Raw genomic sequence first — 11,317 nt, forward strand, 5'->3', positions numbered from 1 at the left:
CGTTTCTCAATAACCTACTGACAAAAAGCCGCCCGATGTTCGGGCGGTTTTTTTGTGCCTGTGAGATTTATCGATTATGCTCATTTTCAGAATGATGACATAAGCGGCGGGAATGAAGGGCTGAATGTGATGAGCGAAACTTCAAAACCATTTTCCGCACCAAAAATCACCCGTGGCTCCTGCCTGTGCGGCAACGTGCATTGGGAGTTTCGCGGCGAAATCATCGATGCCACCAGCTGCAATTGCACGGCCTGCCGTCGTTATGGTGTGCTTTGGGCCTATGATTATGACGGGCACGGCATTTCCGTAGAAGATCCTAAAGGCCAACTTGTCGGCTATCAGCGCGGATCGAATGTTCTGTCGTTCAATTTTTGCAAGGTCTGCGGCAATCTGGTTTCATGGCGAGGCACCGTGGTGCAGGAGGATGGCCGGGTGCGAATTGCCGTTAACCTTCGTCTGGCGGAACCGGATGATGTCGCGCATATACCGGTCGTGCGCTTGGAGGGCCTCCACAGTTTCAAGGACTTGCCGATGGATGGCCGCACCGTGGGTGATATCTGGTACTGATCAGCCCGAAATCACTTCCGCCCAATCGGCATGTCGCAATGCCTGCGCCTTGAAGAAGGGGCAAAGCGGCATGATTTTCCAGCCGCCCTTGCGGGCCTCTTCGACGGCGTGAGCGGCAAGCGCCTGGCCGACGCCTTTCCCGCGCAGTTCGTCGGGAACACCGGTGTGGTCGATGATGACGAGTATGGGTGAAACGCGCGAAAACGTCATCTCACCGACATGGCCATCCAGCGTTGCCGCATACCGGCCTTTTGATCCTGTTTCGGATGTGGAAATCTGCATCTGCTCAACTCCGTTTATATTGAGCGGAGTTTATAAGCTTGTCCGAAAAAGAAAATGCGGGGAAGTGTGAACGGTCTGGGCTCAGATTGGATCGTGCGTTGAAAACAAATCAGCGCCACGCATTCCCCGAAATCTTTGAGGAAAGGTGACGCTCGATCTTTGTCGTCGATATCCCCTTTGGAAGGGGAAAGCGCAAACTAGTGGCGGTATTGCTGAATGCGCGTGGTGCGCAGACCTGCAAGGCCGTGGTCACTGATGGAAGACTGCCAGGAGAGGAATTCCTCCACTGTCAGCGTGTAACGTTCGCAGGCTTCCTCGAGGCTCAATAGTCCTCCTCGTACCGCGGCGACAACCTCTGCCTTTCGACGAATGACCCAGCGGCGCGTGTCCGCAGGGGGCAAGTCGGCAATCGTTAGAGGGCTGCCATCGGGGCCGATGACATATTTAACTCGTGGGCGTATCATTTCGGTCATTGGACACTCTACACAAACTCAAGACCATATGCAGACGCACTTTAGGACCGTACCTTTAAAAATTACCTAAGCAGTCAGAGACAATTTATTAAGAATTTGAATGGTTTCGCCTGATTTGTTCGAGCTTTGCTGGATTCTTGTGCCAAAAAGAAAATTCATTTTGTTGTTTTTTGTGCCAACTCTTGTCCGATCAAGTCATTTCCGAATTTCGTAATATTCATCTGTAGTTAGCAATCGGCGGAAACTGGCCTTTGCCAGTATAGCGCCTTGCGCCACTTGGCCGGACTTGCTGCGCCTGCCGTTTTCTTGACGAAACGACAGGCGCAAACGGCGATTTAAAGCATCGTCAAGGAGACTTCCGTCTTTCCTGGACCGTAGGCCAGTTGGCAGGTGCCGCTATGCGCCAGCGAAATACGGTCATTCTCGGTCAGAGCCGCGATGAAGCTGACGGATTGCAGGCTGTTCGCTGCCGATGTCGTGCCGTTCAGCGCCAGCGTACTGGTCGTGCCATTGATCCTGATACTGAACGTGTGGCCCGATGACGAAACGACGGCAAGCGAAAGAGTGATGAGATAGGTGCCGCTTGCCGGCACCTGCAATTCCTTCAGCGTGCCAGTAACGACATTGCCCAGCGCAAAGCCACCTTGTTGGATTGTAAGGTCTGTGAAGCCCGACACCGATCCGGCGGCATGGGAAACATTGCCCGCTGCGCGTCCCGCCCGCACCAAAGGCCGGACTGGCATGGACACGACGCCGGAACCGGAAATCGACAAGGCCGTGCTCCAGTTCGCGCCATCCGCCGAAGTCTTGATGGAGAAACGGTCGTTTCCGGCTAGCCCCATTTCCGCACGGCCACCCCAGCCGGATTGAAACAGCAGCGACGCCGTATCGCCCGGCGTTGCCTTGTTGACTTTCACCTGATGCCCGCCGCCGGAGGCCGCATTGGTAAACAGGCTTGCGGGGGAGGAGACGATCAGCCTGTTTCCCGCATCCGCCGTGGCATTGACACCCAGTTGCTGAAAGGAAGCCGTGTCGGGCAGGGGAGTGTCCTGCCATTCTCCGTCGCGCAGCACTTTTATGCGGCCGGTCTCGGCAAAGCAGGCGCGCCAGCCGTCTCGGGGAGAAATGTAAATCCACGCATCATCCTGGCGGAAGGCAAGCTGGCCTGCCTTTTGCGCCCAGTCTCCCGTGGGACTGGTGGCGATCAGAAAGCAATCACCATCTTCGACTGTCTGCGGTGGTGCTGCCACTTCGCTGTGGATGACGAGCTGGGTGATCGCATCCAGCCTTTGCAGGGCTTCGTTATGGGTGACGTGTTTTTGCGCCTGCGATGGCAGAATATAGGGAAGTTCAAGTCTCGATGTCTGTTCAGTCATGGTTCAATCTCCTTTGCGCTGGAGATTGTGCGGCCATGCCAGAGCCCGTGAATGAAAATACGAAAATAAATTTTAAGGAGCAGCACCCCAGGCAATGAAATCGGGATTTGCCAAGCCGTCTTGGTCGCCATCATTGAGCTCATAGCGCAACGGCATGCCCGCCATATCGAGCGTTATGCCACCGGCGGCGCGCAAAACGGCGTCACCTGCTGCCGTGTCCCACATCATGGTGCGGCTGAAACGCGGGTAAACATCTGCCGCGCCTTCGGCCAGCATGCAGAATTTGAGGGATGAGCCGATGGAAATGCTGTCGATCAGGCCATGCTCGGCGACGAAGGCCTCCGTCTTCGGCGTGCAGTGCGAGCGGCTGATGACGGCAATCGGAATGGTCGGCTTGGCGCGGCAGCGCACCTTGCGCGCCTCTGTCTGCTCGAATTCATCGGAAACATGCACCTTGCAGGCCACATTGCCATCGCCCGTCCACAGCACTTTCAACGCCGGTGCGTAGACCACACCAAGAACCGGCGCGCCATTGCGGACGAGCGCGATGTTGACGGTGAAATCCTGCTTGCCGGAGATGAATTCCTTGGTGCCATCGAGCGGATCGACCAGAAAAAACTCGTCGCCTGCCTCTGGCACGATGCCGTTGGCAGCGGCTTCTTCGGCAATGACGGGGATGTGGGGAAAATGCTCGGCCAGCGCATCCAGTATGATCGTCTCGGCACGCTGGTCCGCCTCGGTGACGGGGGAACAGTCGTTCTTATAGGTCACATGCGGACCGGCGGCATGGACCGACATGATCTCTCTGCCCGCCTTCAACGTGGCCGCTGTTAATATTTCGAGCATCGAAGTCCCTTTTGCCGGTGGCCGGACGCGTCGTTCCGACGAAAACGACATAAGCTTTCAAAGCGCAATTTACAACGCAACCGGTTTCTGGCGCAGACATGAAAATAGACGGCGCTTGGCAGGATTTTGCGATGATGAGGCGCTTTTTGTGGCAGTTTCTGCCAAAATTATGATCGTTGTGAGTGCTGAGGAAGCATTCAATGTGGAAATTCCAAATAAAAAGCTGTTTTACAGATTTTTGACTTCACATTTCGCCTGAACGCGATATGGATTTCAACCAAGGGGGACAAAAAATGCAGCCCCCGGAATCAACATAAACGAGACCTGTTCCGTTGAGAGTAGGTCCGGGGGAAAGATATGGAGTACTTTATCCAGCAGCTCATAAACGGGCTGACTCTTGGATCGATCTATGGCCTTATCGCTATTGGCTATACGATGGTTTACGGCATTATCGGCATGATCAACTTCGCCCATGGCGATATTTTCATGCTCGGCGGCTTCGCTGCCCTGATCGTCTTCCTTATTCTCACATCGTTTTTTGCAGGCATTCCCGTCGCGCTTCTGCTTCTGGTGATGATGGTCGTCGCCATGCTGATGACCGGCCTGTGGAACTGGGCAATCGAGCGCGTGGCCTACCGCCCTCTGCGCGGCTCTTTCCGCCTTGCGCCGCTGATTACGGCTATCGGCATGTCGATTGCGCTGTCCAACTTCATTCAGGTGACGCAGGGCCCGCGCAACAAGCCTATCCCGACGCTCGTGACAGAGGTCTACCATTTCGGTGCCATCACCATTTCGCTGAAGCAGTTGTTGATCGTGGTCATCACGTCGGTTTTGCTGCTCGCCTTCTGGTATATCGTCAACAAGACGCCGCTTGGTCGTGCACAGCGCGCAACCGAGCAGGACCGCAAGATGGCGGCACTTCTGGGTGTGGACGTCGATCGCACGATTTCCATCACCTTCGTCATGGGTGCTGCGCTGGCTGCCGTCGCAGGCTCCATGTATCTGATGTATTACGGTGTTGCCTCGTTCAACGACGGCTTCATTCCGGGCGTCAAGGCGTTCACGGCGGCTGTTCTGGGCGGTATTGGTTCGCTTCCGGGCGCGGTGCTGGGTGGTTTGCTCATCGGCCTCATCGAAAGCCTGTGGTCTGCCTATTTCTCTATCGCCTACAAGGACGTCGCAGCCTTCGGCATTCTCGCTTTCGTGTTGATTTTCAAGCCGACCGGTATTCTGGGCCGTCCGGAAGTCGAGAAGGTTTAAGATCATGGCAAATATCGCTTCCGAAAACGGAACGTCCGGCCCGAGCCTGATGGCGCAGGCTGTGAAGGAAGGCATCTTCGCAGGCCTCGTGTCGCTGGGAATGTTCATTCTCTATGTCGGCATCGTTACCTATCAGGACATCAACAACCAGCTGATCTGGGGTACGCGCTGGGGCCTGCTGGCCATCTTCGTTGGCATCGCCGCCGTTGGCCGCTTCCTCGTCGTCGGCTTCATCCGCCCGCATCTCAACCGTCGCAAGCTGGCGAAAGCCAAGTCCGGCGTACTGGAGATTTCCGAAGACAAGGGCTTCTTCCACAAACATTTCCTCAAGATCGCGCTCATCTTCCTGCTGATCTATCCCGGCATTGCCGTCGGTCTCTTCGGTTTTCAGGGATCGCTGAAGCTGGTGGACAATTTCGGCATCCAGATCCTGATCTATGTGATGCTGGCCTGGGGTCTGAACATCGTGGTCGGTCTCGCTGGCCTGCTCGATCTGGGTTACGTCGCCTTCTATGCGGTCGGCGCTTACTCCTACGCGCTCCTGTCCAGCCATTTCGGATTGTCCTTCTGGGTTTTGCTGCCCATGGCCGGTATTCTGGCTGCTTTCTGGGGCATCATTCTCGGCTTCCCGGTTCTGCGTCTTCGCGGCGACTATCTCGCCATCGTGACGCTTGCCTTCGGTGAGATCATTCGTCTGGTTCTTCTGAACTGGACCGATGTGACCAGGGGTACTTTCGGCATCTCGGGCATCGCCAAGGCATCCATCTTCGGCATCTGGTCCTTCGATGTCGGTGCGCCAAACAATTTTGCCAAGGCCTTCGGCCTGCCGATGTCCTCGGCCTATTACAAGATCTTCCTGTTCTACGTCATTCTGCTGCTCTGCATGCTGACGGCCTATGTGACCATCAAGCTGCGCCGCATGCCGATTGGCCGTGCCTGGGAAGCTCTTCGTGAAGACGAAATCGCCTGCCGTTCGCTCGGTATCGATACGGTCAAGACCAAGCTCACGGCCTTTGCAACGGGTGCGATGTTCGGTGGTTTTGCTGGCTCGTTCTTTGCGGCGCGTCAGGGCTTCGTTTCGCCAGAAAGCTTCGTGTTCCTGGAATCGGCGGTCATTCTTGCCATCGTCGTTCTCGGCGGCATGGGGTCGCTGACGGGCATTGCCATTGCGGCGGTCGTCATGGTCGGTGGTACGGAACTGCTGCGCGAGATGGAATTCCTCAAGCACATCTTCGGCCCTGATTTCACGCCGGAACTCTACCGCATGCTGCTGTTCGGCCTGGCGATGGTTATCGTCATGCTGTTCAAACCACGCGGTTTCGTCGGTTCGCGTGAACCCACGGCTTTCCTGAAAGAGCGTAAAGCCGTCTCCGGCAGCTTCACCAAGGAAGGTCACGGCTGATGGCTTCCGGAAACAGTGCAATGACGAAAGACACCATTCTCAAGGTCGAACACCTGTCCATGAAGTTCGGCGGCCTGATGGCCATCAACGACTTCTCCTTCGAGGCCAGACGCGGTGAGATCACCGCGCTGATCGGCCCCAACGGTGCGGGCAAGACGACCGTGTTCAACTGCATCACCGGCTTTTACAAGCCGACGATGGGCATGATCACCATGCGGCGCAAGACGGGCGAGGAGCATCTGCTCGAGCGTCTGCCGGATTTCGAAATCACCAAGAAAGCCAAGGTCGCTCGTACCTTCCAGAATATCCGGTTGTTTTCCGGCCTGACGGTTCTGGAAAACCTGCTGGTTGCCCAGCACAACACGCTGATGAAGGCGTCCGGCTACACGATCCTGGGTCTCTTAGGCCTGCCGACCTACAGCAATGCAGCGGCAGCGGCCATCGAGAAGGCCAAATACTGGCTGGACAAGGCCGATCTGACCGAGCGAGCCGACGATCCCGCAGGTGACCTTCCCTATGGCGCGCAGCGTCGTCTGGAAATTGCCCGCGCCATGTGCACGGAACCGGAACTTCTGTGCCTGGACGAGCCTGCTGCAGGTCTCAACCCGAAGGAATCGCTGGCGCTCAACAATCTGTTGCGCGGCATTCGCGCCGAAGGCACGTCGCTGCTTCTCATCGAGCATGACATGTCTGTTGTCATGGAGATTTCCGACCACGTCGTGGTGCTCGAATATGGCCAGAAGATTTCCGATGGCACGCCTGACCATGTGAAGAACGACCCGAAGGTCATCGCCGCCTATCTGGGTGTCGAGGATGATGAAGTGGAAGACGTAATTGCAGAAGAACTTGGGGGGACGATTTGATGTCCGGTGAACCCCTTCTCAAAGTCCAGGGCGTAGAAACCTATTACGGCAATATCCGTGCATTGGCTGGCGTCGATGTCGAAGTCAACAAAGGCGAAATCGTCAGCCTTATCGGCGCCAACGGTGCTGGCAAATCGACGCTGATGATGACGATCTGCGGCAGCCCGCAGGCACGCACCGGTTCGGTGATTTTCGATGGTGAAGACATCACGAAGGTGCCGACGCATCTCATCGCCCGCCGTCGCATTGCGCAATCGCCTGAAGGCCGTCGCATTTTTCCGCGCATGACCGTTCTGGAAAATCTCCAGATGGGTGCCAATCTCGACAATCTGAAATACTTCAAGGAAGACGTCGAGAAAATCTTCACGATGTTCCCGCGTCTGAAGGAACGTCAGAGCCAGCGTGGCGGCACGCTTTCGGGTGGTGAGCAGCAGATGCTGTCCATCGGCCGCGCGCTGATGTCGCGTCCCAAGCTGCTTCTGTTGGATGAGCCATCGCTTGGTCTCGCACCTTTGATCGTCAAGGGTATTTTCGAGGCGATCAAGACGCTGAACAAGGAAGAGGGGCTGACCGTCTTCCTCGTGGAGCAGAATGCCTTTGCGGCGCTGAAGCTTTCCGACCGGGCCTATGTCATGGTCAACGGCAAGGTCACGATGAGCGGTTCCGGCAAGGAATTGCTGGCCAACCCGGAAGTGCGCGCTGCCTATCTCGAAGGCGGTCGTCACTAGGAATATCGGTGCCTGTCATCTGGCGGGCGCTGGTTAACGGCAGGTTCCGTCACTGCGACGGGGGCTGCTGGGTCAACATAACAATAAAGCCTGCCGGCAAACGGCGGGCGAGAAATCAAAGGCAGGTCCCGCGGTAAAAAGCCAAGGGCGCTGATGGGGAAAAAGATGCAGGGACTTTTTTTCGAAAGTGACAGCGGCGTTCGCTACGTGTTGCGTGGGCTGGTTGTGCTTCTCGGGTTCTGGACGGCATGGCGCACCGGCAAGTCCGTGGCCGATGGCTGGGGCGAATATCCAAGGGTTGTCATCTACACGCTGCTTCTGGGCGTCGTGATGCGCTTTTTGCACTATGCGCTGTTTGCCGGGCCAATGCTGGACGGCTTTTATTACCTGATGGATGTGGTCGTTCTGCTGGTTTTTGCGACTGTCGGTTTCCGCATGCGCCGGACCAGCCAGATGGTCGATAACTACTACTGGCTCTACGACCGAACTTCATCATTTTCTTATAAGAAGAAAGATTGACAGCGGCGTTTTTCTGAATTCAGAATACCCGCAAGAGTGGAACAGCCTGAGCAGTTAAGGTGGGTGCTGAGCAGGCAGGGATAATCAACCCAACCAATGGAACTGGGAGTAATATAATGAAGAAGTCTCTTCTTTCCGCAGTTGCGCTGACCGCAATGGTCGCCTTCAGTGGTTCCGCCTGGGCTGACATTCTCGTCGGCGTCGGCGGCCCGCTGACCGGCCCGAACGCGGCTTTCGGCGCACAGCTCCAGAAGGGTGCTGAACAGGCTGCGGCAGATATCAATGCTGCAGGCGGCATCAATGGCGAAAAGATCAAGATCGTGCTGGGCGACGACGTGTCCGACCCTAAGCAGGGTATCTCGGTTGCCAACAAGTTCGTTGCTGATGGCGTCAAGTTCGTTGTCGGTCACTTCAACTCTGGCGTTTCCATTCCGGCGTCTGAAGTCTACGCGGAAAACGGCATTCTCGAAATCACGCCTGCTGCGACCAACCCTGTCTTCACCGAGCGCGGCCTGTGGAACACGTTCCGTACCTGCGGTCGTGACGACCAGCAGGGCAGCATTGCCGGCAAGTATCTCGCAGATCACTTCAAGGACGCGAAGATTGCCGTCATCCATGACAAGACGCCTTACGGTCAGGGCCTTGCCGATGAAACCAAGAAGGCGCTCAACGCTGCTGGCATGAAAGAAGCCATCTACGAAGGCGTTAACGTTGGCGACAAGGACTTCTCGGCCCTCATCGCAAAGATGAAGGAAGCTGGCGTCTCGGTCATCTACTGGGGTGGTCTCCACACCGAAGCCGGTCTCATCATCCGTCAGGCTGCCGACCAGGGTCTGAAGGCCAAGCTCGTTTCCGGTGACGGTATCGTTTCCAACGAACTTGCGTCCATCGCTGGCGACGCCGTTGAAGGCACGCTGAACACCTTCGGTCCTGATCCAACCGTCAACCCTGCCAACAAGGACCTCGTTGCGAAGTTCAAGGCAGCAGGCTTCAACCCTGAAGCCTACACGCTCTACTCCTACGCAGCCGTGCAGACCATTGCCGGTGCTGCAAAGGATGCAGCCTCGCTCGACCCAGAAAAAGTCGCTGCTGCGATGAAGAAGGGCAAGTTCTCCACCGTTCTCGGCGAAATCTCCTTCGACGAAAAGGGCGACCCGAAGCTTCCAGGTTACGTCATGTACGAGTGGAAGAAGGGCCCAGACGGCAAGTACAGCTACTTTCAGCAGGGCAGCTAAGCCTTAAGCGGAATTGCACCAGAAAGCCCGGCAGCGATGCCGGGCTTTTTTCGTTTTGAGTTTGGTTGTTTTGCAATTGCCATAATGGAGCCAACAAGGCAGAGAAGATCAACGGCTCGCGGAAATTGCAAACAGAGGTAGCAATGGCGGTAAAGCGGTTTGTTCTCTGGTTCCTCGTTCTTGTCGTCCTCGCCGGTGCCTTGGCGGGCATGCACCTATTCAGCAAATCCCGCACCAGCCAATTGTTCGGCGACATCATCGCGCGGGTGGAAACCGACAAGCCTGTTGTGGCGCTGACCTTCGATGACGGCCCGTCACCGCGCTTCACGCAGGACGTCTTGAGCATTCTGAAAGATCGCAATGTCACGGCGACGTTTTTCCTGACCGGCAAGGAGATCGAGGAAAACCTGCCGCTGGCACGATTGGTCATGGCGGCTGGCCACGAGATCGGCAACCATTCCTATTCGCATTCCAGCATGGCATGGATGGGATCGACGCGGGTGAAGGAGGAGATCGAGCGGACCGATGTGGCTATCCGCGCCGCAGGCTATCAGGGTGAAATCCTGTTTCGTCCACCCTATGGCAAAAAGCTCGTGACCTTGCCTTGGTATCTTTCGCAGCATGATCGAAAAACCATCATGTGGGATGTCGAGCCGGAATCATTCCCCGAGGTGGTCGATAATGCCGAGGCGATGACGCGATATGTCGTCGATAACGCCAAAAATGGATCGATCATCATCCTGCATGTCATGTATCGCAGCCGCGACGTGTCACGTCAGGCCCTGCCGCAGATCATCGATGGCCTGCGTCAACGCGGCTTCGAATTCGTCACCGTGTCGCAGCTTTTGCAGAATGGCTCGCTCAATCCAGACGGCCCAAAATGAAATTGGCACGTTCAGGCACGCTCAGTTTCGGCAATATGATGGTTTCATAGCCAAGGTCGCTATAATCGCGACGCAGGCGCTCATATTCTTCGATAGCTGCTGCGAGATCATGCTGCCGCTCTCCATCCGTCACATAGATTTCCGGCCATGGCGGTGTCAGAAAGACAAGGGGATTGTAGCGATGCTTCTGCTTCAGCTCGTGAAGAAAGCCATCGCCGCAAACGTGGTGAAGCGCCGAAGCCGCATCGATGAGGCCACGATCAAAGAAGACCCTGCCGCTGTCAGGCGCATTATCCAGATCTGCTAGCGCCATGGCTACCGCGCGGCGGGCGAAGGCTTCCATGTCGATCCATGGAAGGGCCGTTCCCTGCTGCTCTGTTTCCTGTATGACGACACGCCGTCCCGGTTCCTCGACCGTGGTGTAACCACGCTTCGCAAGTTCGTCCAGCAGGGTGGATTTGCCGCCGCCGGAGCAGCCGGACAGGACGATCATATTATTCGTTTCTTCGCTAATATTCATTCTCCTATGTCGCTGGAAGGGTTGCGCTTTTTTGGATGAGCAACATTACGCAGGTTTAATGTTTTTCGCGGGAACCAGTGGCAGGATCGAACGTTTGTTCGCAACCTAACAATGAGGTCTCGCCATGAAAACACTTCTCATCTCTTCTTTGATTGCAGTTTCTTCCGTCTTCGTTTTTTCGGCCCCGTCCTATGCTGATACGGTGACAGTCACCACTACGCAGAAGGTTCGTACGCCGATGCGCGAAGAGTATCGTCCTCGTCATCACCGCGTTGCCCGCGATTGTTTCGTGAAGAAGGTTCGCACGCACCATCACGGTCGTGTCGTCATCAAGGAAACGCGCGTCTGCCGTTAATCCGCTG

General features: G+C 56.1%; 15 protein-coding genes. 10 read left to right on the forward strand and 5 right to left on the reverse strand.

The window, feature by feature from the left end; all coding sequences use genetic code 11:
* Positions 1-129: 129 nt before the first annotated feature.
* Positions 130-567, forward strand: a complete 438-nt coding sequence (locus AC27VJ_RS14555) for a GFA family protein (RefSeq protein WP_488684622.1) — start codon at positions 130-132, stop codon at positions 565-567.
* Here the strand turns inward: AC27VJ_RS14555 and AC27VJ_RS14560 are convergent, their stop codons facing one another.
* The 4 genes from AC27VJ_RS14560 to cysQ all read right to left on the reverse strand — a co-directional run bounded on the left by AC27VJ_RS14560 (position 568) and on the right by cysQ (position 3,544).
* Positions 568-849, reverse strand: a complete 282-nt coding sequence (locus AC27VJ_RS14560) for a GNAT family N-acetyltransferase (protein ID WP_488684623.1) — start codon at positions 847-849, stop codon at positions 568-570.
* Positions 850-1,046: 197 nt separating this feature from the next.
* On the reverse strand, positions 1,047-1,322 hold the full coding sequence (gene sciP / locus AC27VJ_RS14565; RefSeq protein WP_027675777.1) for a CtrA inhibitor SciP: 276 nt from the start codon (positions 1,320-1,322) through the stop codon (positions 1,047-1,049).
* 335 nt (positions 1,323-1,657) lie between these two features.
* The gene (locus tag AC27VJ_RS14570; protein ID WP_488684624.1) at positions 1,658-2,698 is read right to left on the reverse strand and encodes a DUF2793 domain-containing protein; all 1,041 of its coding nucleotides are present in this window, start codon (positions 2,696-2,698) and stop codon (positions 1,658-1,660) included.
* A gap of 72 nt (positions 2,699-2,770) precedes the next feature.
* Positions 2,771-3,544, reverse strand: a complete 774-nt coding sequence (gene cysQ / locus AC27VJ_RS14575; RefSeq protein ID WP_488684625.1) for a 3'(2'),5'-bisphosphate nucleotidase CysQ — start codon at positions 3,542-3,544, stop codon at positions 2,771-2,773.
* On the opposite strand from cysQ, the gene AC27VJ_RS14580 reads away from it, so the two are divergent.
* The 8 genes from AC27VJ_RS14580 (at position 3,495) to AC27VJ_RS14615 (ending at position 10,435) form a co-directional block, all read left to right on the forward strand.
* A complete protein-coding gene (locus tag AC27VJ_RS14580; RefSeq protein ID WP_488684626.1) occupies positions 3,495-3,803 on the forward strand; it encodes a hypothetical protein in 309 nt (102 codons plus the stop codon). The two genes, cysQ and AC27VJ_RS14580, sit on opposite strands and share 50 nt — an antisense overlap.
* A 98-nt stretch (positions 3,804-3,901) precedes the next feature.
* Entirely contained in the window at positions 3,902-4,804 is a 903-nt protein-coding gene (locus tag AC27VJ_RS14585; protein ID WP_488684627.1) for a branched-chain amino acid ABC transporter permease, read from the forward strand.
* A gap of 4 nt (positions 4,805-4,808) precedes the next feature.
* Positions 4,809-6,206 carry a high-affinity branched-chain amino acid ABC transporter permease LivM gene (gene livM / locus AC27VJ_RS14590; protein ID WP_488684628.1) on the forward strand — a complete coding sequence of 466 codons (1,398 nt, stop codon included), beginning with the start codon at positions 4,809-4,811 and terminating at the stop codon, positions 6,204-6,206.
* On the forward strand, positions 6,206-7,069 hold the full coding sequence (locus AC27VJ_RS14595) for an ABC transporter ATP-binding protein (protein ID WP_353577461.1): 864 nt from the start codon (positions 6,206-6,208) through the stop codon (positions 7,067-7,069). The genes livM and AC27VJ_RS14595 overlap by 1 nt, the downstream gene beginning before the upstream one ends.
* Positions 7,069-7,797 (forward strand): ABC transporter ATP-binding protein, encoded by a 729-nt coding sequence (locus AC27VJ_RS14600; protein ID WP_113088847.1) that lies wholly within the window; start codon positions 7,069-7,071, stop codon positions 7,795-7,797. The genes AC27VJ_RS14595 and AC27VJ_RS14600 overlap by 1 nt, the downstream gene beginning before the upstream one ends.
* A gap of 165 nt (positions 7,798-7,962) precedes the next feature.
* Positions 7,963-8,316 (forward strand): DUF6867 family protein, encoded by a 354-nt coding sequence (locus AC27VJ_RS14605; protein ID WP_488684629.1) that lies wholly within the window; start codon positions 7,963-7,965, stop codon positions 8,314-8,316.
* Between the two features lie 116 nt (positions 8,317-8,432).
* Complete coding sequence (locus AC27VJ_RS14610; RefSeq protein ID WP_113088845.1) at positions 8,433-9,551, forward strand: branched-chain amino acid ABC transporter substrate-binding protein; 1,119 nt, start codon at positions 8,433-8,435, stop codon at positions 9,549-9,551.
* Between the two features lie 143 nt (positions 9,552-9,694).
* On the forward strand, positions 9,695-10,435 hold the full coding sequence (locus tag AC27VJ_RS14615; protein ID WP_488684630.1) for a polysaccharide deacetylase family protein: 741 nt from the start codon (positions 9,695-9,697) through the stop codon (positions 10,433-10,435).
* Here AC27VJ_RS14615 and AC27VJ_RS14620 read toward each other — a convergent pair.
* Positions 10,413-10,955: an AAA family ATPase gene (locus AC27VJ_RS14620; protein WP_488684631.1), complete on the reverse strand. Its 543-nt coding sequence runs from the start codon at positions 10,953-10,955 to the stop codon at positions 10,413-10,415. The genes AC27VJ_RS14615 and AC27VJ_RS14620 overlap by 23 nt on opposite strands.
* A 124-nt stretch (positions 10,956-11,079) precedes the next feature.
* Between AC27VJ_RS14620 and AC27VJ_RS14625 the strand changes: the two genes are divergently transcribed.
* Positions 11,080-11,310, forward strand: coding sequence for a hypothetical protein (locus AC27VJ_RS14625; RefSeq protein WP_113088842.1), 231 nt, complete (start codon positions 11,080-11,082; stop codon positions 11,308-11,310).
* Positions 11,311-11,317 lie beyond the last annotated feature (7 nt).

It is taken from the genome of Agrobacterium sp. 20P9.1.2 (assembly GCF_057799395.1).